The sequence below is a fragment of the Rhizobium sp. 007 genome, from assembly GCF_015353075.1.
In the GTDB taxonomy this organism is placed as follows: domain Bacteria; phylum Pseudomonadota; class Alphaproteobacteria; order Rhizobiales; family Rhizobiaceae; genus Rhizobium.
The window spans coordinates 1,658,275-1,677,969 of the sequence record NZ_CP064187.1 but is presented as its reverse complement, the minus strand read 5'-3'; the positions used below and the strand labels follow the sequence as shown (position 1 = coordinate 1,677,969).

The following is a 19,695-nucleotide window of genomic DNA, read 5'->3' as shown; positions in this document are numbered from 1 at the left end:
TAGAACGTCCCATCTCGCGTGCGACATGAAAAATGGGCCGGTTTCCGGTCCCTTTTCGTTTGCGGCATGCCCGACGGTTCGATTGGCCTTGGACTTCAATCCTCGTCCGATAGATGCGAATCAACACCGATCGTTTCCAGCCGGTTGCGGATATGGTGGACGCCATCAACTGAAAGGGCACCGAGTTCGACCTTCCGGGCCATTCCGATGGTCTCGACCGCGCCTTCCAGCGTTACGGTATGGCCGTCGGCGTGAACATCGATGCTGTCGAGGTTCAGATCCGGGATGTTTTCCAGGTTCTCCGTCACGCGCGCTTCAAGGTCATCGCTTTCGTCGCGATGGATCGTATCGGCCCTGAGCGAATCCTTGAGCCGGTTTTCGTTTCCGTCTTCGTCCGTGCCGTCAACGCGAAAGCCGCTGTTAGGCTCGCGATCGAAGTTTGCGGGCGTTTCGCCGTAGGCTCGATTTTGCGGTTCAGGCGATCGCGCACCTGCTTCGTCGGAGTAGGGCCAGCCGTCGTCAAGATTGCGTTCTTCGTAATCGCGATAATCGTCTTCGCGCGAAAAGGTGGTCTTGTCGTTCTTCTTTGGCATCGTCATTCTCCCTCAGGCGTTACCTTGATCGAAGAACGCTCGTGGTCCGGAATGGTTCGCCAAAGTTTCGTGAAATCACAGCGTCGCTTTTTCCCATTTCCGGATCAGGCGGTCGCGCTTCAGCTTCGACAGGCGCTGAAGCCAGAAAATTCCGTCAAGCTGGTCGACTTCGTGCTGAATGCAAATCGCCAGGAAGCCATCGGCATGCTCTTCATGCTGGACACCGTTGATGTCCTGGTAGCGGAAACGGACTGCGCGGGGTCTCGTCACCTCGTCGGTCACGCCCGGCATCGACACGCTTCCTTCGGTCTGGCGCATGAGTTCATCCGAAACCGAAATGATATGGGGGTTGATAAAGATCCGAACCCCGTCCGCCTTGTTGAGCTCGATCACCACCACCCGCAGGAAGACGCCGACATGGGCGGCCGTGATGCCGACGCCGGGTGACACGCGCATCGTCTCCAGCAGATCGTCAGCAAGCCGACGCAGTGCCGAATCGAAGACCGCCACCGGTTCGCAGACTGTCTTCAGGCCGGGATGCGGATAGCGAAGAATGGGGCGAATGGCCATCGGCGGCGGTCCTTGTTTGCTGGCGCGCGGAAACTATCGGCAAGACGGCGCATTGTCATCTGCGCGATGCGCTTTGGCGCTAGACGACACCGAGCATTTCGGTTAGCAGGGGCTGGAATTCGGGCGGGCCGAGAGGGCAGGCGGAATTCGTTTATCCGCTTGTTGACAATGCTTTTTCAGCCGCCATTCTCGAATGCGGCGCGACAGTCGTTAATCTTGGAATGCGAGGACGGCAGATGACGGAAACCGGAGAAGACGACCGCATCCGCAGACGTCCGGACGACGAAGGAGCCGACATCTACGACGAGGACGGCAATGTCCGCAGCGACTTTCTGGCGCTTGTCGGCGCTGCCATCGCCGACCGCGATACGATTTTTCTCCGGCAGAACGTCGCGCGTCTTCACGAGTCCGAAATAGGCGACCTGCTGGAATCGATCCAGCCGGATCAGCGTCTAGCGCTTGTCCGCCTCCTCGGCGACGATTTCGACATGACGGCGCTGACGGAGGTCGATGAAACGATCCGTCGCGAAATTGTCGATCAGATACCGAACGAGCAGATTGCCGCTGCAATCGGCGACCTCGATTCGGACGACGCTGTCTACATCCTCGAGGACCTGGACAAGGAAGACCGGGAAGAAATTCTGGCGCAGCTGCCGTTCACCGAGCGGGTGCGCCTGCGTAGGGCACTGGATTACCCGGAAAGCTCTGCCGGCCGCCGCATGCAGACGGAATTCGTGGCGGTGCCGCCATTCTGGACTGTCGGTCAGACGATCGACTATATGCGCGAAGAGGAGGACCTGCCTTATTCCTTCACGCAGATCTTCGTTATCGACCCGACCTTCAAGCTGCTCGGCGCCGTCGATCTCGACCAGATTCTCCGCACCAAGCGGCAGACAAAAATCGAAGCGATCATGCGCGAGACGACCCATCCGATTCCAGCCGAGATGGACCAGGAAGAGGCGGCGCAGCTCTTCGAGCAATACGACCTTCTCTCAGCCGCCGTCGTGGACGAGAACGAGCGTCTTGTCGGTGTTCTTACCATCGACGATGTAGTCGACGTCATTCACGAGGAAGCGGATGAGGACATCAAACGCCTCGGCGGCGTCGGTGACGAAGAGCTGTCCGACAATGTCATATCGACCGTCCGCTCGCGCTTCCTTTGGCTGATGATCAATCTCGGCACGGCGATGCTTTCGGCCAGTGTCATCGGCCTCTTCGACGCCTCGATCGAGAAGATGATCGCGCTTGCCGTACTGATGCCAATCGTGGCCTCCATGGGAGGCAATGCCGGCACGCAGACGATGACCGTGACCGTGCGCGCGCTCGCGACCCGCGACCTCGACATATACAATGCCGGCCGCATCATCCGCAGGGAGGCGGGCGTCGGGATCATGAACGGCATCGTCTTTGCCAGCATCATGGGCACGATTGCCGGCGCGTGGTTCCACGACTACCAGCTTGGTATGGTCATCGGCGCCGCCATGATCATCAATCTGGTGGCTGCGGCGCTGGCGGGCATTCTTTTGCCGCTTCTTCTGGATAAAGTCGGCGCGGACCCGGCTATTGCGTCGTCCGTTTTCGTAACCACCGTCACCGACTGCACAGGCTTCTTCGCTTTCCTCGGTATCGCCACCTGGTGGTTCGGTATCTGAGCCGGACTTGCCTAAATTGACTATTACGTAAAAGTCAATATTATGGGCTACGAGAGTGGGAAGCCAATGCCAGTGAACAAGTACTATAGCATAACGGAGCTGACGCGCGAATTCGGAGTGTCGACGCGCACGCTTCGCTTCTACGAAGACGAGGGCCTGATCCATCCGGAACGCCGCGGGCGCACGCGCCTCTTTCGTCCGGCCGACCGGCGCCTGATCCAGGAAATCCTGCGCGGCCGCCGCATCGGCTTCACGATCGCGGAGATTCGCGAGATCATTCAGGTCTATAAGGACCCGCCGGGGGAACTCGGCCAGCTCAAGCTTTTGATGAAACGTGTTGACGAAAAGCGGGAAGACCTGCGCAAGAAGCGCAAGGATATCGACGACACGCTGACGGAGCTCGACAATATCGAAGAGGCCTGTCTCGGCCGGCTCGCCGAAATCGGCGTTGGCACCTGAGCGTCAGATCCAGCGTCGGTTCTTCTGCAATAGCTTTCGAAATCGCAGCCGAAGCGGGCCTGCAGGTGTCTTTCCTCGCGCCGGATCGCGACAAAGGTGGTGACGATCGCCGCGAAGACCGCTGCGACGTAGAACCAGCTGTTTGCCGTCATGAGGCCGAAGGCGACCGTTGCAAGCGTGTAGCCGAGATAGATCGGATTGCGCGTGTAGCGAAAGGGTCCGCGGGTGACGAGATGGGCTGTTGCGCGATGCGGCATGATCGTTGTCCCGCTCTCCAGCAGGGTCTTGATCGCCCATATGTCGAGCGAGACGGCTGCGACGGTGAGCGCTGCGCCTATGATCCAGCCAAAGGCGGCATGCATCCGTGGTACCGGAAACCCGGCGATTTCGCCGAGCAGGAAAGCGGAGAAAAAAGCGAGGCCGTATAGAACCGGCGGCCATGGAAACTTCAGCGGCTTAGAACGATAGGCATTCATCGAACTATTGCGCTTCGGTGCTGCACTCCAATGCGATACGCTGTACGCTTTCATCCTTATCCGCCTGGATTGCGCCAGACTGGAGTGGCGTGAACGAGTTCTCACCCTGCAATCTTTCGAGCGTGCACTGGCAGAAGCTGCGGCAAAGGGCTTCGCCTTCCTGGACGACGCAGGAGGACTGGCATTGCTGCAAGTAGGTCTGCACGGGATCCGGCTTTGCGGGCGGGACGGTGATCGAAAGCGCATAGGCGATCGAGATCAGGATCGGCTGGTGGATCAGGTAGATGGCAAGGCTGTGGCGGCCAGCTTTTGCGAGCAGAGTGGTGCCGGTGCCAAACTTTGCCAGCCATTCCGCCCAGCCCTGTTTCAGCGCTATTCTCGAAACGCCCATTCCGATGAGAAAAGGCCCGATCCAGGGTAGAACCGGCACATAATCGTTCGATCGCGGAACCGTTTGGGATAGGCCCACCCACCAAAGCCATGGCGTATCGAAGAATGAAGAGCGCAGATAGAGCGGGGCGATGACGGCCGTAATGCCGGCGGCGATCGTTATAATCCCGGGCATGCGCAGGAAGAGCAGGCCAATGACGCTTGCCGCTGCGATACTGTGCAGAATACCGAAAAATATCGCGCCCTGTGGCATCGCAATTGCCGTCGCGGCCGTGATAAGAGCCGCGGCTGAAACGATCATGCCAAGCCGCCGGAGATAGGCTTGGCGCCTGATGCTTGGTGTGCCGGAAAGCACCAAGCTGACACCGGCGAGGAAGAGGAATGTCGAGGCGATCGCGCGGGCATAGATCTTCAGCCACCCAGCCTCCGCTGTGCCGCGCGCCAGATAGCCCATGAACTCCATATCCCAGGTGAAGTGGTAGGTCGCCATGGCAATCAGGGCCGCGCCACGCGCCGTATCGAGCAGGCCGATGCGCGGCGGCCGGGAGGACGCACCGTTTTCGTTCGCCGAAATAGCCATCATAATCCCCCGGGCAAATCACTTCCGCCACCTGGCGGCATATCGCGGCGAATAGCAGAAAGGTGGAGAATTGATGGCGGGTTGGCATCCATGATCGCAAGCCGCGCCTCCGAGAAGAACTGCCTGCGCGTGAGCACCACGACGATGATCGCCGTCGTCGCCATGAATACGTAAGCGTTCACGAACCATCCGAGATAGCCGATCGACAGGAAGATCGCGCGAAGGCCTTCATTGAAATGTCCGCCGGCAATCACATTCATGCGGATGACCCGTTCGGCGGCGCGCTCGGCGGCGATGATATCGGTCTCGCTGTCGCGCACCATTGGGATCGAGCCGAAGAGGATGCTGCAGTAGTTGAAGAGCCTATAAGACCAGCCAAACTTGAAGAAGGCGTATGCAAAGAGCGCCGTCAGCCCGCCGACCTTGAGTTCGAAGCTCGCGGTGCCGCTGCTGAATACATAAGGCAGATCGGCGAAGATGGCATTTACCTTGTCCGTCGCGCCGAGCAGTGCAAAGCAGCTGCCGATCGCGAACATTGAGGTCGATGCAAAGAAGGCCGTGCCGTTCTGGAGCCCGGCCATGATCTGCGTGTCGATCATCTTGAGGTCGCGGCGCAGCGAATTGTAGATCCATTCGCGCCGCCGTTCGGTCATGGCGTGGGTGAGGCTCGTGCGGCCGAAGAATGTCCTGCCGCGCAGCAGCCAGGAATAGCCGAGCCACAGAATGGCGAAGAAAGCCAGTGCGATATAATCCGCAACCGTCAGCATCAATGTTACAATCCTGCATTCGACGCCGCCACTCTACAGATGCAATTGCATGCTGCAATGATTGGCAAGACGCGCCCTTCGTTTTAGTGTCGCGCCAATTAAACGCGATGTCGGTTCGTCGCGAGTGCCGGAATAGCCTTTTGGATAGTCTGGCGGAAGATTTTCACAGGAAGCTGGCATGTTCCTTTCGGTATTCGACGTTTTCAAGATCGGTATCGGCCCCTCGAGCTCGCATACGATGGGGCCGATGTCGGCCGCCAACCGCTTCCTCGACCTGATCCTTTCGAGCGAATGGCCACGTCCGTCCTCTGGCGCGCAGGTTGCCTCGATCAAGGTCAGCCTGCACGGCTCGCTTGCGCATACCGGTATCGGCCACGGGACGGGCAGGGCGGTCATTCTTGGCCTGATGGGCGAGAAGCCCGACAGCGTCGATCCAGACAAGATGGACGGCATCATCGACCAGGTGGAGCGCTCGGGCCGCATCACGCCGCCCGGCCACCCGGCCTATTTTTTCATGCCGAAGAACGATCTGGTCTTCAACAAGAAGCAGCCCTTGCCGGGCCACGCAAACGGCATGTCCTTCTGCGCCTATGACAGGGACGAACGCCTGCTTCTGAAACGCGTCTACTATTCCGTTGGCGGCGGTTTCGTTGTCACCGATACCGAGCTCGAGCAGATGCGCGCCAAGAAGAAAGCCATCGCGGGTGCGACCAAGGTTCCCTATCCCTTCGCCACCGCCAAGCAAATGCTGGAAATGGCGGAGCGCTCCGGCCTCAGCATCGCGCAGATGAAGCGCGCCAATGAGGAGAGCCAGCGCAGCCGTGAGGAGCTCGACGAAGGTCTTGACCGTATCTGGGAAGCCATGCGCTCCTGTATCGAGCGCGGCCTCAAGGTCGACGGCGTCATGCCGGGCGGTTTGAACGTCCGGCGCCGTGCGAGGAAGATCCATGACAAGCTGCAGGAGGAGTGGAGGAGCAACCGCATCAATCCGCTGCTCGCCAACGACTGGCTGAGTGTTTATGCCATGGCCGTCAACGAGGAGAATGCGGCCGGCGGCCGCGTGGTGACCGCGCCCACGAACGGTGCAGCGGGGGTTATTCCCGCAACGATCCGTTATTACGAGCATTTCCACGAGGATTGGGATCAGAACGGCATCCGCGACTATCTCCTGACTGCGGCTGCCGTCGGCGGCATCATCAAGCACAACGCCTCGATTTCCGGCGCCGAAGTGGGCTGTCAGGGCGAGGTCGGTTCTGCGGCAGCGATGGCGGCTGCGGGACTTGCGGCGGTGATGGGCGGCACGCCCGCCCAGATCGAGAATGCGGCGGAAATCGCGCTGGAGCACCATCTCGGCATGACCTGCGACCCGGTGGCCGGTCTCGTCCAGGTGCCGTGCATCGAACGCAATGCGCTCGGTGCCGTCAAGGCCGTTACCGCCGCCTCGCTTGCCGTCAAAGGCGACGGCCAGCATTTCGTGCCGCTCGACGCCTGCATCGAGACGATGCGCCAGACGGGCTACGACATGAGCGAGAAATACAAGGAAACTTCGACCGGGGGTCTCGCTGTCAACGTCGTCGAATGCTGAGCCTGTGGACTTGCGACCGTTAGTCGCTTGACGCTGCCGGTCAAAAGGATTTCAACGACGGCATGGCATTGCATCTGATCAAATTATGCGTCGGCGCGGACTCGATCGACGATTTGCGCGAATGGGTGGCGGAGCGTTCGCTGCGGGCGATTGCGGCTGGCCTCGAGCCGCATTCCGTTCACACAACGCGCATGGTTCCGAAACGCGTGGACGAACTGCTTGACGGCGGCTCACTCTATTGGGTCATCAAGGGGCAGGTGCAAGCGCGCCAGAAGCTCTTGGATATCCAGACCTTCACGGACGGCGAAGGGATCGGCCGGTGCCACCTGGTTCTTGGGCCGGAAGTGATCGAAACTGCCGTGCAGCCGAAGCGCGCCTTCCAGGGCTGGCGCTATTATCCGGAAGAAGACGTGCCGCGGGATATCACGACGCTCGGAGAGGGTGTTGCCGAGATGCCCGCGGATTTGCGCCGCGAGCTGTCGGAGCTTGGATTGCTGTAGCCTCAGCGCAGCCGCAGCATCACCGGCGATTTGCCGTCCGGGCAGGTGACGTGCAAGTGGATGCTGGCTTCCGGCTGCGAGTAGCGCCAGGCGCGCGCGCCGTGGCAGAGGAGCAGATTGATGAGATCCTTGGTCTTCGCCGATTTTGCTCTCGGCCGGTGCAGGCCGATCTCAGCAAGCCGGAGCGCTGCCTCGTGCAGCGGCTGAAGGCCGAACCGCGCCGGCTTGCCTGAACTGCGGGGCGGAAAACCCGTTACATTTCCATTGGTCGCCATAATCATCCCCGTACGCATTACAAATCGAGGTTATGAACTGTAGCCGGCGCCGCAAACACCGATTCCGGCCGTGAACGGCGCCGTCAGGAATGCTGGCGGCACCGTATCTCTCATTGGGCTGCCGCCCAGCACTTGACGCCTGCGCGCTTGAGCGCCTTGCAGGCATTTACGGCTTCGCGCTGGTCGTCGAAGCCGCCGAAGCGGGCGCGATAGACCTGATCGCCGCCGTTTGCATAGGCGACTGCGAAGGGCTTTGCGGAGCTCAAAGCCTTGCCGCCCTTGCTCTTTGCATTCTCCAGCAGATCCATCGCCATTTCGCGGCTCGACGACACGCCGATCTGAACGACCCAGCCGCTAGGCCCCTGGTCGGCAACCGGAGCCGGTTTCGCGGCAGCGGCGGCGGGACCCACCGAGGCGGTCGTGAGAGCATCGACGGGATTGCCGGCGGGCTCTTCCGGCGGCATGTAGGCAGGGGCCGGAGAGGGGGCAGCAACGGAGGCTTGCTTGAAGCTCTTGGTCTTCACCTTGGTCGGAGCCGGAATCTCGGTCTTCTGTTCGGCAACGAGCGGGTTTTCGGATTTCGCAGCAGGAGCGTCAGTATAGGCGACGGCAGCGGACGCTACCTCATAGCGCGCGTCCGGCGTCGGGCCTTTGCGCGGCAGGTCGACATCGGCGGCCGCGACAGGAATTTCAGTCGCAGAAGCAACAGGTGACGGAACCGGCGTGGGCGCCGTCTGCGCAATCAGGTTTGAACCGCCGCGCGTGGAAGCCTTCGGAAGATAGGTCGCAATCAACTTACGCATCTGCCCATCGCGGGCAGGCGTGGAGGTGCCACCCATGACGACACCAACGATCGACTTGCCGTCGGCCTGCACTGAGCTCACAAGATTGAAACCGGCAGCCCGGGTATAGCCGGTCTTGATGCCATCGACGCCGCGCACCGAACCGACAAGGCGATTGTGGCTGCGGATGACGCGTTTGCCGAACTTGAAGCTGCGCGTGGAGAAATAGCTGTAATACTGCGGAAAATGCTGGCGAAGTGCGATACCGAGGCGGGCCTGATCGCGTGCCGTGGTCATCTGTGCCGTGTTCGGCAGGCCGTTGGCATTGCGATAGGTAGTGCGGGTCATGCCGAGCGCATGCGCCTTGGCGGTCATCGTCTGCGCGAACCGGCTTTCGCTGCCGGCAAGCAATTCGCCAAGGGCCGTTGCCGCGTCATTGGCGGAGAGTGTCACAAGGCCAAGGATGCCCTGTTCGACGCTGATCGAACTGCCGGCCTTGACGCCGAGCTTGGTCGGAGCCTGAGATGAAGCGTAAGCCGAGAAGGGGACACGCGTGTCGAGACGGATGCGACCCTGCTCAAGCGCCTCGAAGACCATATAGAGCGTCATCATCTTCGTCAGCGACGCCGGATACTGCAGGCGATCGGCATTCTCGCTGTAGAGAACGTTGCCGGACTTCGCATCGACGACGATGCCCGCATATTTCGAATTTGCGGCTTCTGCTTCGGCTGTGGCCGACTCAACGAGGAAAGCCGTTGTTGCGATCGCGATCGCCGCTAACATCTTCACCAGGAAATTGCCGGATCGTGGCGATGATACGAAGGATATTGACCTTGACACTATTTCACTCTTCGCTTGCATTTCAACTATCGGCCTACACACGTCCTCGTTGTCTCGGCCATTGTCTTTTGAATCTAGCCGAGCAGGGTTACCAATCCGTTTATGATTAATCGTTTGCTTCGCCGTGCAGATGCATTTTAGCGGGGTGTTGCGGAAAGGGTCACAAGACGGGCCTCCACAAATCCGCGAATAGCGGCATCAATATGGTCCCAGTCCTGCAAATGGCGGCTTGAGAAGCGGTAGAGGACGCTAAGGTCTTTGCCGACCTTGATGTCGCGCTGGCAGTCCCCGCTTGTTGGGCTAACCGCCGCGGAGGGCAGGATGCAGCGAACGGCATATGTGGCCTGATTGGCGCGCGGTGCAGTCAGCAGAACCTCACCGCCATAGCCTGCCTCGGCTTTCAGATTGTGAAGCGTCAGTCCGTTGCCATAGGGCACGGCGGCGCCTTCCATCACATGCGTATAGATGAGCTCGACGCGACCGGACATGTCGCGCGACATCGTGCTCTGGGTGATCTGCAGAAAGATGAGATTGGCGGACTGCGAGACGTCGTCGAATCGCTCGCGGTGTTCCTTCGTGTAGCCCTGCAATTCCGGCCAGGTGAGATAGACGTCGGCGCGTTCGGCGGCTCCGCTATGCCTCTGGCTCGGGAAGCGGATCACGTTTTCGGGTAGATTGAGCGTGTCGCGGCCGATGGTGATCGTGACGATGGCGGTATTGTCGGTATTGCCCGCCAGCGTAATGTGCCGGCCGATCCAGCGACCGCCGATGCTGATACCCAGCATCAGAATTGCAAGCATTGCGACAACTGCGGTCAGACGGAGGATGAAGCCGTTCGAGAAGAGGGGCGACTCCTCGGATGTGCCGGCGCTGCGGGCGAGGTGGCTCATGGCGGTTCTTCAGTGTCTGACCGCCGCGAAAGAGACTGGAGTCGCCGGTACCTGGATGAATCTCACGGTATCATCGGGCGGATGCAGTTAAAGAAAGATTAACCCCGATTGCCGAGCGTCCCTCAAAAAGGGCGAGCCGCTCCCGGGACAGCGGGAGCGGCTCCAGGGCGCCGGTCGGGACGGGGATGTAGGGGACTGACCGGGCCGAGTGGACCCGCCGGTATTTCCGGCGGGGCAATTTGACTTAGCGAACGCTACCAACCGCGACGGCACGGCCGTCCTGCAGCTTCATCCAGCGTGCCGGATCATCGGCGGACTGGCGCTTCAGGAAGGTGTATTCGGTATCCGCCCAAAGCATCACCTTGTTGCGCATGTTGTCGAGGATGAAGTCGCCATGGTCCGTGCGGACTGTCAGCACGGCATGGCCTTCGCCGTTCGGCTGCATGACAACCGTTATCAGCGTATCGGATGGCGAGATGCCGGCGTCTATCAGCATCTTGCGCTTCAGCAGTACGAAATCCTCGCAATCGCCAACGCTGCGCGGGTAGGCCCAGCGCTCCTCGACGCCGTAGATTTCCTTGTCGGTCATCGGCTGGATCTGCGAGTTGACCTCGTAGTTGATCTTGAGAATCGCCTTCCAACGCTCCTGGGTTAGGATCGCGGGGCCGGCGTCGCCACCGTCATAGGCGCATTCGCTCGAGTTTGCCTTGCAAAATTCATAGTGGCCGATCGGCGGACTTGTGTTGCCTGCAAGCGTCATATTGGCAGGCGTCGCTTGGCCCGAGCCCGTCATTGCCATCATCAGGATACCGGCCAGAAAGGTGCCTTTGAGTGCATTGAACATTGTCTTTGTCGTCCCCGTTTTGTGAGGATGACAATGACACGGACGTTTTTATCCAGCGCAAAATTACGCAGTAAAATTAACAGCTTAGTTGATTCAAAAGCACGTAAAACCTGATTAAAAACAAAATCGAATACGCGTAAAACTCGTCGCAGTTTCGATGTAAATTCGAATAAACTTTTATGTTTCGACGCAAGCCTTGAGGGCGCCGCAGGTGCTGCCGTTCCGTAAAAAAGTTAACGGCAGCGACCAATTCGGCTAAATATTGCAGCGCGCTGCCCGGTGCGGAGATAGCGCGCGCGGCATGGAGAAGACGCGGAAATTCTGAATAGGGTTGCTCCGAACCGCGGTTGCGGCTCGTTTTTCGCAGCGATGCCTCAAAATTATTTTTGGGAAATTTCGCGAAATTCGTCGGTTGCGGCGATGATGGCGGAGGAGATTGCCGTGTTCGACGTCGAGTGCGCGGCGTTTTCAACCACGACAAGGCGGCTGCCGGGCCACGCTTCGGCCAGTTCCCAGGCGGTCGTCAGCGGCGCTTCAAGGTCGAAGCGGCCCTGTACCAAGATGCCGGGTATTCCTGAAAGTCGTCCCGCGTTGCGTAGCAGGACACCGTCATCAAGCCATGCGCCGTTGAAGAAAAAGTGCGTGACGATCCGCGCTCTGGCCAGCACATAGTCCGGATCGCGCCAGCGGCGGGGCAAACCATCCGGATCGGCGAGAAGTATCGGTGCCGCCTCCCAGTCGTGCCAATCGCGCGCCGCCTTTATGCGGACTTCCTGATCAGGCGCATTCAGCAACCGGTGAAAGGCCGAAAGCATATCGAGATGGCGAAGGTTGGGCGGTATCGCCTCGCGCAGCCGCCCCCATTCCTCGGGAAAGAAGCGTGCCATGCTGTGGCAGAGCCAATCTATTTCGGTACGGCGGGTGGTCGTCACTCCAGCGATCGCCATGGCTCGCACGCGATCGGGATGGCTCTCGGCATAGGCGAGCGCCAGCGTCGAGCCCCAGGAGTTCGCGAATATGACCCAGGCCTCGACATCGACGTGAAGCCGAAGCCGCTCTATGTCGTCAACCAAATGCCACGTGGTGTTGGCCGCAAGGTCCGTATCGAACTCGGCGGCACTCGGCAGGCTGCGGCCGCAATTTCGCTGGTCGAAGAGCACGATGCGATAGACTGAAGGATCGAAATAGCGTCGTGCGGTTGCAGAACATCCCGAGCCGGGACCGCCGTGGAGAACGAGCGCAGGCTGGCCGACGGGATTGCCGCAGCATTCCCAGTAGATCCGGTTGCCGTCTCCGGTCTCCAGGAATCCTGTGTCATAGGGCTCGATTTCAGGATAAAGCGAAGACATGAAAGGTCGCCTGTTCGGGCGGCCTTCATCGGTCATATCCATGACGTTGAAATGAGCAGCCGCTTAGAGGAATTCGCGCAACGTCTCGCGGGACTGGAGCGAGAGGAACTCTAGCGCGACGCCCTCGCTGAAATGGCGCACGACGCGGCCGCGCATGTTGCCGAGGCGGACTGGCGTGCCGAGAGCGGGGCGCACCTCCACGTCAACTGCAGCACCCGACAACGACAAGTCCATGATGCGGCAGGTGTAGCGCGTGCCATCCTCAAGCGTTAGCTCTGTCTTCGTCTCACGCGGGGTCAGACGATCATGACGCCGGTCTTCCGGCAGGCCGAGCTCATGCTTGTTGGCAAGCCAGGTGAGCTGTGCGGCAAGCTTCTCCCGCTTGCGCTCGGTGGCGTTGATCGACATCGTGAAGCCACGCACGTCGACGGTCAGAACGTTGCCTTCGACACGGCCGAGATGATCGATATAGGCGACGACGCGCTCATTGGCGCGCGGCCGGCCGGCGCAGGTGACATACATGTCGCCGGGTGACATGTCGATCACTGTGCATTCGTATTCCTCGTAGTTCGCAAGCATGAGGCGGCCCTGCATATTGATGGGCACGCGCTGGAAGACACCCTGCTCAGGGCGCGGCACTGTTGTCCGTTGCGTCTGGGCTTGCTGGAATGAGTGCATGAAAGCGCTTCTTCATAAAATGTTATACGACAATCATTACCCGCAATCCCTTAACAGAAGGTTGTCCTGAAGGGCGCGATTACACCTTGCAGCATAGGATAAGGCTGTGCCGGAATGAGACGGTCAGCGCGGTGCCACCCCGGAAAACAATGAAGACATCATGCGGCCGAGGACCACACTAAAGCCATGCGTAGGCTCGGCGACAGCTGTGTATGGCCAGTTGCTCCCACCGCCGTTCTGCCCGGTCTTATCGCGCAGCAGGCGGCTGCGGTCGAGCGCCAGAAAATCGAGCGGCACGATTTCCAGCCAGCTTGCCGCAGCGGACGGCGCAATGGCGCCGAGCAGCCGCGCGCGGCAGCCGTTTTCACAGCGCAGCGGCATGACGATGATCTCGAAGGTGGCCTGATGCCCCGCCGTGCTGTAGCCGGTCGCGTTGAGCAGCGTCGGGATGACGTGATGCATCGCACCCAGAAGCGTTGCCTCAATGTCATCGGCATGGCCGTCGCCGAAGAGTTCGGCAAAGCTCTCGTCACGCAGATCCCGCCCGAAAAGATCGCAGATTCTGGTGCCGGCAAGCCGGAAGGTGACGGCGCCCAGTTCGTCGTTTTTCTCAAGGATGAAGAGGCTCGGCAGAAGGTGGCCAAGGCTCGACGGTTCGATCTGCGATTTCAGCGGTGCATCGCTGGCACCGCGCAGGCGGTTCCAGTAATCGTAAATATCGATGATCGTCTGATGACGCACGGCACACCAACCTGTTTCATTTCGGTTCAAGTTCAAGCCCGAACGGCTCTTCTGATGCTTACCAAGCGGATTTCATGCCAACTGCGGGCAGTTAAGGTTAAGGAAAGGTTTCGATTGCCGCCGGTGACATGCCGTGCAACTGTTGGGTATCGCTTCGGAAACGAAGTTCAGCACTTCACTGATCGGGCGCGGGGTCATTCTCGGGGCATGCTCGGCAAGCCGTCCGGTTTATCCGGGCGGCTTTTTTTTTGATCTTCGCTCCTGTAAGGCTGAGACCTCAATCCGGCGAGGACGCATATGGACGATCACAGGACGGAGCCGGAAACGGTTGAGGAAATCCCGATTGAAAAGAACCGGACGCCGGTTTTCAATCTACCCGGCATCCTTTTGGCGACACTCTGTCTGCTCGGCGCGATCTATGCGGTCCAGTCGTTCATCCTCTCCGCAAACGCAGTCGACTGGCTTTTCATCACTTTCGGCTTCATTCCGGTACGCTATGTGATCCCGTTCTCGGAGCAGGGGCTGCAATGGCTCTGGTCGCCGGTGACCTATTCTCTGCTGCACGGCAGCGTGGAGCATATCCTCTTCAATGGGCTGTGGCTGATGGCTTTCGGCGCACCGGTCGTGCGCCGCATCGGAAGCTTGCGCTATGTCATCTTCTGGATTCTCTCATCGGTCGCCTCGGCAGCGCTTCACGCCGGATTGAACTGGGGCGATCCGACCTTGCTCATCGGCGCTTCCGGTGTCGTTTCCGGGCTCATGGGGGCGGCCTGCCGTTTTGCGTTTCCGCCGGAGCGGAAGGTGACGCGTCCGGCACATCTCAATCCGCGCCTGTCGGTGGCCGAGTCCTTTCGCAGCCGCACGGTGGTGGTATTCACGCTCTTCTGGCTGATTGGCAACGGGCTGATCGCCGTCGGCATTCCACTGATCGGCGACCCGAACCAGCCGATCGCCTGGGACGCACATATCGGTGGTTTCGTTTTTGGATTCTTCCTTTTCTCGCTCTTCGACCGGAATATTCCTGCGGAGCCTGAGGTTTCGGAAGAGCCGGATATATTGCAATCTTGAGCTTTGGAGTGCACCATTCGGGCTGATCCGCGTTGGGACGAACAGCCCTTCGCAGGTGCCTCTGTTCAGTTAAGTGTTTCACTTTAGACATGGGAGGTTTCGAATGTCCAACACCGTAAAAGCCATCCTCGACCTGAAGGGCCGCAACGTCGTCACGGCCGGCGCGAACACGACCGCCGGCGAAGCGGCGAAAGTGCTCAGCAGCCGCAAGATCGGTGCCGTTGTCATTGTCGGCGTGGAAGGCCGTATTGCCGGGATCTTCACCGAACGCGATCTTGTCAATGCCGTTGCAAAGTTCGGCAAGGACTGCCTCGATCAGCCGGTTGTCTCGCTGATGACATCCAGGGTCTTCCGTTGCCATGAGGACACGACCGTCAACGAATTGATGGAACTGATGACCAGCCGGCGCTTCCGCCATCTGCCGGTTGAAACAAATGGAAAGCTCGTCGGCATCGTCTCAATCGGCGACGTCGTGAAGACGCGCATCGCAGAAGTCGAGCGCGAGACAGAAGAAATCAAGGCCTATATCGCGGGCTGAGGCGTTCGCACCATCACGCCTGGGTGGCGAACGCTTCCTGCATCCGCCGGAGTTCGGGAAGCCGCGCTCTGGCTTCCTCGTATCCGCGCTCTATCGCTTCGCCAGCCCGGTGGAATTCCGACAGGCCGATGTCGCTGAGACGCGGATGCAGCGAAATGTCCGGCGGATCGCCGGCAAGGCGCGCGCGCGAAATTCTGTCCTGGATGATGTTGAAGGCTTGCACCATCACGCCGGTCATTCCGAGGCGGGCATAGGGGGCCGCCTCCTGCTTCTGCATCTCTTGAAGCGTCAAGGTCGCATTGTGCTTGACGACTGCGGACCGGCCGAAGAGGTCGTAGTTCAGATTGACAGCCACGACGAGCTGCTGTTCGTAGCTGCGGCAAACGGAAACCGGCACCGGATTGACCAGTGCGCCGTCGACCAGCGTGCGGCTGTTGCTGCGAACTGGCTCGAAGATGCCGGGCAGGGCATAGGATGCACGCAGCGCCGTAATCAGCGAGCCGCTGGAAATCCAGACCTCGTGGCCGGTGTTCACCTCCGCAGCCACGGCGACAAAGGGACGGTCGAGGTCTTCCACGTTCAGATCTTCGAGATGCTCCTGCATGCGCTTCGTCAGGCGCATGCCGCCGAAAAGTCCGCTGCCGCCGATGGTAAGATCTAGCAGGCTGGCAATGCGGCGCATCGTCAGCGAACGGGCGAAGGCCTCGAGCTCATCCAGCTTGCCGGCAAGATAGCAGCCGCCGACCAGCGCGCCGATCGAGGTTCCAGCGATCATGCCAACTTCGATGCCGGCCTCGTCCATTGCGCGCAGCACGCCGATATGCGCCCACCCGCGCGCCGCACCGCCGCCAAGCGCCAGCGCAATCTTTGCTCGTTTAGGGGGAAGGGCGGACGTCGGAGGAACGGTCATATCTGGAACTGTCGAGACACCGGAACCTGAACTGCCTGCTTCAGAGCTCTGACGATGCAAACTCCAGTTCAGCATGGTATGCCTCCTCCAGGCAGAAATATTTCAGTTTGTTATAGTGTCCCCGTTCCCTTTCCAAATCGTATACAGCAGCGCTATCTGTCTCAATAGCGAGCAGGTAACTGACACGCGCGCTATTTTCCGTAGACGTCTTTCGGGTCGAAATGCCGCTCGTCATCCACGATATCGAGCATTGGTTTCCCGTCCTGGAGCGTCACCGTGCGGTAGAAGCAGGAACGGCGGCCAGTATGGCACGTCGCGTCGTGACCGGCGACCTCTACTTTAAGCCAGATTGCATCCTGATCGCAGTCGGTACGGATTTCCTTCACCGTTTGGATGTTGCCGGAGGTTTCGCCCTTCATCCAGAGCTTGCCGCGAGACCGGCTGAAGTAATGTGCCTTGCCCGTCTGGATCGTCAGCGCCAGCGCCTGCGCGTTCATGTGCGCAACCATCAGGATCTCGCCGTCATGCACGTCGGTGACGATCGCGGTGATCAGGCCGCGATCATCGAAGCGGGGCGTGAAATCGCCGGCATCTTCCAGTTCGGATTTGTCGTCTGACGGCGCATTGAATGCAAAAGGCATCATTCGGCTCTCTTAATGGAGCCGTGTCAGCGGCTCCGCACCATGGTCATGAATCGCGCCTGTTCGGCGGGCTCGGCCTTGAAGATTCCGGTAAAGGTCGTCGTCAGCGTCGTGGAACCCTGTTTCTGTACGCCGCGCATCGCCATGCACATGTGTTCGGCTTCGAGCATGACAGCAACGCCGCGCGGAGCCAGCGTATCATCGATCGCCTTGGCGATCTGTGCGGTCATGGTTTCCTGCGTCTGAAGGCGGCGGCCATAGATCTCGACGACGCGGGCGATCTTGGAAAGTCCAAGTACCTTGCCGTCAGGCATATAGGCGACATGTGCCTTGCCGATAATCGGCACCATGTGATGTTCGCAGTGGGAATAGAACGGAATATCCTTCACGAGAACCATATCATCGTAGCCGGCGACTTCTTCGAAGGTGCGGCCCAGAACGTCTTCCGGGTCCATTTCGTAGCCGGCGAAAAGTTCGCGATAGGCTTTGGCGACACGGGTAGGAGTATCGATCAGCCCTTCGCGCGACGGATCGTCACCAGCCCAGCGAAGCAGAACGCGAATTGCGTCTTCGGCTTCCTTCTGGCTGGGGCGTTCGGCGTCACGGCTGGTCTGCGGAAAATTCTTTACGATGGCGTCCATACTGCTCAAGTCTCCTGGTCCACGAACTTTTGGACCGTCTTTCGGACTCGCCACTGGTATCCCTTGTCAGGAATGTTGCACCTTTGGCAGGCTCCGGGGCTTTCGGGGCAACTTATAGCCCGTCCGGCACGGTTTCCCAATCAAACTTACCCGAGGACCATTGCATTTTCATGGTCTTCGAACGACATACATATAGGAAGACGGCGTCTTCATGTAAGTATGCTAGCACGACACGGTGTGTTTTTTGTTTATGATACAATGACCGCCGAATAAGCCGATCCGCGGCAATCTGGAGCGGAATTCATCATGGACGACATCTATAACAGCAAAATCCTCGAATTTGCAGGCAACATTCCGCTGACAGGCAGCCTGGCCGATGCCGATGCAAGCGCACAGGCGCATTCGAAACTCTGCGGTTCCAAAGTGCGGATCTGGCTGAAGATGGACGGCGATACCGTCACCGCGTTTGCCCATGACGTCAAAGCCTGCGCGCTCGGCCAGGCATCCTCCTCGATCATGGCCCGGCACGTGATCGGCGCAACGGCCGGCGAACTCCGCAAGGCCCGCGAAGACATGCTCGCCATGCTAAAAGCGGACGGAGAAGGTCCAGATGGCCGCTTCGAGGACATGCGTTACCTGCGCCCGGTCAAGGATTACAAGGCTCGCCACGCGTCCACCATGCTGACTTTCGACGCTGTCGTCGATGCGGTTGGGCAGATCGAGGCAAAGCGCGCGGAAATGGCCGAGGCGTGAACATTGAGCGCTCCGCAATGTGACACCTCCCTCTGTCACTTCGTGACATCTCCCCCACAAGGGGGAAGATCGGGATCGTGCGGCACTGCCGGCGCCTCCTCAAGACGCGGAGGTTAGGCCATGTGCGAATTTTGCCCTCTTCAGCACGACGACGACGAAGATCTGCCGAAACGCAGGGTGTCCGGGATAATCTCGCCGGAAATGTCGCGAAGTGACAAAGAGGGGTATTCCGGGCCGGTGGCCAGATACTCCCGAAACTATACCGGCCCTTTCCGCAAGACCCCTGACCGGCTGCTCGGCATGGGACTGATCCGGCTTTATCAACTGACCTTATCCGGGTTTATCGGCAACTCATGCAGGCATATTCCGACGTGCTCAGAATATGGCTACGAGGCGATCGCACGCCATGGCCTGTGGGCCGGCGGGTGGATGACGCTCTTTCGTGTCGGGCGCTGCGGGCCGGGCGGAACGAGTGGTCTCGATCCCGTGCCTGAAGGGCTGGAGCAGCGCTTGCTTTGGTGGACGCCGTGGCGCTATTTTGCGCTCGGACGGAAAGCGGGCTGACGGCAAACCCATGCCACGCAAAACCGTCTACGTCGCGCTCCTTCACAGCATTGTGCTCGCGCCCGGTCGCCGGGTCGTGATGTCCGATCTTCGCGATATGGCCGCGGCACTCGGATACGGCAACCCGCGCACGCTGGTCTCGACCGGCAATATCGTCTTTGAAGCAGGCAGTGCGCCGCTCGGTGACATCGAAGCGAAGATTGAAGCTGCCTTCAAAACGAAATTCGGCAAGCCCGTCGATATCATCGTCCGCAAGGGCGCGGATTGGCTGAGACTGGCGAATTCAAATCCGTTTCCGGATGGCGATGGTAGCCAAGTGATCGTGCGCGTGATGCGCAAGCCGCTCGATCGGTCCGCCTTAACCACGCTTCAGAAGTACGTCGAAGCCAACCAGCGCTTGGCGATAACCAATGGCGATCTCTGGATCGATTTCGCCGGCAAACCCAGTGAATGGAAGCTGCTCTCGGCGCTCACGACCAGGCGTATGGGCGTCGGCACGCTGCGCAATTGGAACACGGTGCGAGGCCTTGCCGAAATGATCGGCTGATCAGACCTTGCCTTTACTCACACGCCAAATCTCGGTATCAGGCGGCAGCGCATTCGTGCCGA

The 19,695-nt window shown here is 59.7% G+C and carries 23 protein-coding genes and 1 pseudogene; 9 read left to right on the top strand and 15 right to left on the bottom strand.

Annotated features, from left to right (window positions below; translation table 11 throughout):
- Positions 1–95 precede the first annotated feature (95 nt).
- Both ISN39_RS08510 and ISN39_RS08505 read right to left on the bottom strand, forming a co-directional pair.
- A complete protein-coding gene (locus ISN39_RS08510; protein ID WP_194729755.1) occupies positions 96–593 on the bottom strand; it encodes a BON domain-containing protein in 498 nt (165 codons plus the stop codon).
- Positions 594–668: 75 nt separating this feature from the next.
- Positions 669–1,163 (bottom strand): peptide deformylase, encoded by a 495-nt coding sequence (locus ISN39_RS08505; RefSeq protein WP_194729754.1) that lies wholly within the window; start codon positions 1,161–1,163, stop codon positions 669–671.
- Positions 1,164–1,399: 236 nt separating this feature from the next.
- Between ISN39_RS08505 and mgtE the strand changes: the two genes are divergently transcribed.
- Entirely contained in the window at positions 1,400–2,815 is a 1,416-nt protein-coding gene (gene mgtE, locus ISN39_RS08500) for a magnesium transporter (protein WP_074068230.1), read from the top strand.
- A gap of 66 nt (positions 2,816–2,881) precedes the next feature.
- Positions 2,882–3,274 carry a MerR family DNA-binding transcriptional regulator gene (locus tag ISN39_RS08495; protein ID WP_022715690.1) on the top strand — a complete coding sequence of 131 codons (393 nt, stop codon included), beginning with the start codon at positions 2,882–2,884 and terminating at the stop codon, positions 3,272–3,274.
- 17 nt (positions 3,275–3,291) lie between these two features.
- Here ISN39_RS08495 and ISN39_RS08490 read toward each other — a convergent pair.
- The 3 genes and pseudogenes from ISN39_RS08490 to ISN39_RS08480 all read right to left on the bottom strand — a co-directional run.
- Positions 3,292–3,750, bottom strand: a pseudogene (locus ISN39_RS08490) (isoprenylcysteine carboxylmethyltransferase family protein); the annotation flags it as partial.
- 4 nt (positions 3,751–3,754) lie between these two features.
- Positions 3,755–4,723, bottom strand: coding sequence for a DUF1624 domain-containing protein (locus ISN39_RS08485; RefSeq protein ID WP_194729753.1), 969 nt, complete (start codon positions 4,721–4,723; stop codon positions 3,755–3,757).
- Positions 4,720–5,484 (bottom strand): DUF599 domain-containing protein, encoded by a 765-nt coding sequence (locus tag ISN39_RS08480; RefSeq protein WP_074070273.1) that lies wholly within the window; start codon positions 5,482–5,484, stop codon positions 4,720–4,722. The genes ISN39_RS08485 and ISN39_RS08480 overlap by 4 nt, the downstream gene beginning before the upstream one ends.
- Positions 5,485–5,665: 181 nt before the next feature.
- On the opposite strand from ISN39_RS08480, the gene ISN39_RS08475 reads away from it, so the two are divergent.
- Both ISN39_RS08475 and ISN39_RS08470 read left to right on the top strand, forming a co-directional pair.
- Positions 5,666–7,072 carry an L-serine ammonia-lyase gene (locus tag ISN39_RS08475; RefSeq protein ID WP_194729752.1) on the top strand — a complete coding sequence of 469 codons (1,407 nt, stop codon included), beginning with the start codon at positions 5,666–5,668 and terminating at the stop codon, positions 7,070–7,072.
- A 62-nt stretch (positions 7,073–7,134) separates the two neighbouring features.
- Positions 7,135–7,572 (top strand): DUF1489 family protein, encoded by a 438-nt coding sequence (locus tag ISN39_RS08470; RefSeq protein ID WP_074068223.1) that lies wholly within the window; start codon positions 7,135–7,137, stop codon positions 7,570–7,572.
- Positions 7,573–7,574: 2 nt separating this feature from the next.
- Here the strand turns inward: ISN39_RS08470 and ISN39_RS08465 are convergent, their stop codons facing one another.
- From ISN39_RS08465 to ISN39_RS08435, 7 genes are all read right to left on the bottom strand, one after another.
- Entirely contained in the window at positions 7,575–7,847 is a 273-nt protein-coding gene (locus ISN39_RS08465; protein ID WP_194729751.1) for a hypothetical protein, read from the bottom strand.
- 110 nt (positions 7,848–7,957) lie between these two features.
- Complete coding sequence (locus tag ISN39_RS08460; RefSeq protein WP_194729750.1) at positions 7,958–9,490, bottom strand: D-alanyl-D-alanine carboxypeptidase; 1,533 nt, start codon at positions 9,488–9,490, stop codon at positions 7,958–7,960.
- A 116-nt stretch (positions 9,491–9,606) separates the two neighbouring features.
- Positions 9,607–10,359, bottom strand: a complete 753-nt coding sequence (locus ISN39_RS08455; protein ID WP_194729749.1) for a hypothetical protein — start codon at positions 10,357–10,359, stop codon at positions 9,607–9,609.
- A 244-nt stretch (positions 10,360–10,603) separates the two neighbouring features.
- Positions 10,604–11,203, bottom strand: coding sequence for a transglutaminase-like cysteine peptidase (locus ISN39_RS08450; RefSeq protein ID WP_194729748.1), 600 nt, complete (start codon positions 11,201–11,203; stop codon positions 10,604–10,606).
- 380 nt (positions 11,204–11,583) lie between these two features.
- The gene (gene pip / locus ISN39_RS08445; RefSeq protein WP_074070271.1) at positions 11,584–12,552 is read right to left on the bottom strand and encodes a prolyl aminopeptidase; all 969 of its coding nucleotides are present in this window, start codon (positions 12,550–12,552) and stop codon (positions 11,584–11,586) included.
- Positions 12,553–12,615: 63 nt separating this feature from the next.
- The gene (locus tag ISN39_RS08440) at positions 12,616–13,230 is read right to left on the bottom strand and encodes a PilZ domain-containing protein (RefSeq protein WP_074068217.1); all 615 of its coding nucleotides are present in this window, start codon (positions 13,228–13,230) and stop codon (positions 12,616–12,618) included.
- Positions 13,231–13,353: 123 nt separating this feature from the next.
- Positions 13,354–14,001, bottom strand: coding sequence for a PAS domain-containing protein (locus tag ISN39_RS08435; protein WP_194730131.1), 648 nt, complete (start codon positions 13,999–14,001; stop codon positions 13,354–13,356).
- A gap of 267 nt (positions 14,002–14,268) precedes the next feature.
- On the opposite strand from ISN39_RS08435, the gene ISN39_RS08430 reads away from it, so the two are divergent.
- Together ISN39_RS08430 and ISN39_RS08425 are read left to right on the top strand one after the other, a co-directional pair.
- Complete coding sequence (locus ISN39_RS08430) at positions 14,269–15,039, top strand: rhomboid family intramembrane serine protease (protein ID WP_183927935.1); 771 nt, start codon at positions 14,269–14,271, stop codon at positions 15,037–15,039.
- A 103-nt stretch (positions 15,040–15,142) separates the two neighbouring features.
- Complete coding sequence (locus ISN39_RS08425) at positions 15,143–15,577, top strand: CBS domain-containing protein (RefSeq protein ID WP_074068211.1); 435 nt, start codon at positions 15,143–15,145, stop codon at positions 15,575–15,577.
- 13 nt (positions 15,578–15,590) lie between these two features.
- Here the strand turns inward: ISN39_RS08425 and ISN39_RS08420 are convergent, their stop codons facing one another.
- The 3 genes from ISN39_RS08420 to folE form a co-directional block, all read right to left on the bottom strand.
- Positions 15,591–16,562 carry a patatin-like phospholipase family protein gene (locus tag ISN39_RS08420; protein WP_194729747.1) on the bottom strand — a complete coding sequence of 324 codons (972 nt, stop codon included), beginning with the start codon at positions 16,560–16,562 and terminating at the stop codon, positions 15,591–15,593.
- Between the two features lie 116 nt (positions 16,563–16,678).
- Positions 16,679–17,131 carry a phosphoribosyl-AMP cyclohydrolase gene (gene hisI, locus ISN39_RS08415; protein WP_039844956.1) on the bottom strand — a complete coding sequence of 151 codons (453 nt, stop codon included), beginning with the start codon at positions 17,129–17,131 and terminating at the stop codon, positions 16,679–16,681.
- Positions 17,132–17,154: 23 nt separating this feature from the next.
- Positions 17,155–17,769, bottom strand: coding sequence for a GTP cyclohydrolase I FolE (gene folE, locus ISN39_RS08410; protein ID WP_022715673.1), 615 nt, complete (start codon positions 17,767–17,769; stop codon positions 17,155–17,157).
- A gap of 306 nt (positions 17,770–18,075) precedes the next feature.
- On the opposite strand from folE, the gene ISN39_RS08405 reads away from it, so the two are divergent.
- The 3 genes from ISN39_RS08405 (at position 18,076) to ISN39_RS08395 (ending at position 19,633) form a co-directional block, all read left to right on the top strand.
- Positions 18,076–18,522: an iron-sulfur cluster assembly scaffold protein gene (locus ISN39_RS08405; RefSeq protein ID WP_194729746.1), complete on the top strand. Its 447-nt coding sequence runs from the start codon at positions 18,076–18,078 to the stop codon at positions 18,520–18,522.
- Between the two features lie 120 nt (positions 18,523–18,642).
- Positions 18,643–19,086 (top strand): membrane protein insertion efficiency factor YidD, encoded by a 444-nt coding sequence (yidD, locus tag ISN39_RS08400; RefSeq protein WP_194729745.1) that lies wholly within the window; start codon positions 18,643–18,645, stop codon positions 19,084–19,086.
- Positions 19,087–19,096: 10 nt separating this feature from the next.
- A complete protein-coding gene (locus ISN39_RS08395) occupies positions 19,097–19,633 on the top strand; it encodes a DUF1697 domain-containing protein (RefSeq protein WP_194729744.1) in 537 nt (178 codons plus the stop codon).
- The last annotated feature ends 62 nt before the right edge of the window (positions 19,634–19,695 follow it).

What these genes read in the sequence shown, in the direction of transcription:
- ISN39_RS08460 (WP_194729750.1), bottom strand. Translation starts at nt 9,490, where the DNA reads ATGCAAGCGAAGAGTGAAATAGTGTCAAGGTCAATATCCTTCGTATCA.
- yidD (WP_194729745.1), top strand. Translation starts at nt 18,643, where the DNA reads ATGTGCGAATTTTGCCCTCTTCAGCACGACGACGACGAAGATCTGCCG.
- ISN39_RS08395 (WP_194729744.1), top strand. Translation starts at nt 19,097, where the DNA reads ATGCCACGCAAAACCGTCTACGTCGCGCTCCTTCACAGCATTGTGCTC.
- ISN39_RS08475 (WP_194729752.1), top strand. Translation starts at nt 5,666, where the DNA reads ATGTTCCTTTCGGTATTCGACGTTTTCAAGATCGGTATCGGCCCCTCG.
- ISN39_RS08510 (WP_194729755.1), bottom strand. Translation starts at nt 593, where the DNA reads ATGCCAAAGAAGAACGACAAGACCACCTTTTCGCGCGAAGACGATTAT.
- ISN39_RS08455 (WP_194729749.1), bottom strand. Translation starts at nt 10,359, where the DNA reads ATGAGCCACCTCGCCCGCAGCGCCGGCACATCCGAGGAGTCGCCCCTC.
- ISN39_RS08470 (WP_074068223.1), top strand. Translation starts at nt 7,135, where the DNA reads ATGGCATTGCATCTGATCAAATTATGCGTCGGCGCGGACTCGATCGAC.
- ISN39_RS08420 (WP_194729747.1), bottom strand. Translation starts at nt 16,562, where the DNA reads ATGCTGAACTGGAGTTTGCATCGTCAGAGCTCTGAAGCAGGCAGTTCA.
- ISN39_RS08430 (WP_183927935.1), top strand. Translation starts at nt 14,269, where the DNA reads ATGGACGATCACAGGACGGAGCCGGAAACGGTTGAGGAAATCCCGATT.
- ISN39_RS08425 (WP_074068211.1), top strand. Translation starts at nt 15,143, where the DNA reads ATGTCCAACACCGTAAAAGCCATCCTCGACCTGAAGGGCCGCAACGTC.
- mgtE (WP_074068230.1), top strand. Translation starts at nt 1,400, where the DNA reads ATGACGGAAACCGGAGAAGACGACCGCATCCGCAGACGTCCGGACGAC.
- hisI (WP_039844956.1), bottom strand. Translation starts at nt 17,131, where the DNA reads ATGATGCCTTTTGCATTCAATGCGCCGTCAGACGACAAATCCGAACTG.
- pip (WP_074070271.1), bottom strand. Translation starts at nt 12,552, where the DNA reads ATGTCTTCGCTTTATCCTGAAATCGAGCCCTATGACACAGGATTCCTG.
- ISN39_RS08495 (WP_022715690.1), top strand. Translation starts at nt 2,882, where the DNA reads ATGCCAGTGAACAAGTACTATAGCATAACGGAGCTGACGCGCGAATTC.
- ISN39_RS08405 (WP_194729746.1), top strand. Translation starts at nt 18,076, where the DNA reads ATGGACGACATCTATAACAGCAAAATCCTCGAATTTGCAGGCAACATT.
- folE (WP_022715673.1), bottom strand. Translation starts at nt 17,769, where the DNA reads ATGGACGCCATCGTAAAGAATTTTCCGCAGACCAGCCGTGACGCCGAA.
- ISN39_RS08465 (WP_194729751.1), bottom strand. Translation starts at nt 7,847, where the DNA reads ATGGCGACCAATGGAAATGTAACGGGTTTTCCGCCCCGCAGTTCAGGC.
- ISN39_RS08440 (WP_074068217.1), bottom strand. Translation starts at nt 13,230, where the DNA reads ATGCACTCATTCCAGCAAGCCCAGACGCAACGGACAACAGTGCCGCGC.
- ISN39_RS08450 (WP_194729748.1), bottom strand. Translation starts at nt 11,203, where the DNA reads ATGTTCAATGCACTCAAAGGCACCTTTCTGGCCGGTATCCTGATGATG.
- ISN39_RS08505 (WP_194729754.1), bottom strand. Translation starts at nt 1,163, where the DNA reads ATGGCCATTCGCCCCATTCTTCGCTATCCGCATCCCGGCCTGAAGACA.
- ISN39_RS08485 (WP_194729753.1), bottom strand. Translation starts at nt 4,723, where the DNA reads ATGATGGCTATTTCGGCGAACGAAAACGGTGCGTCCTCCCGGCCGCCG.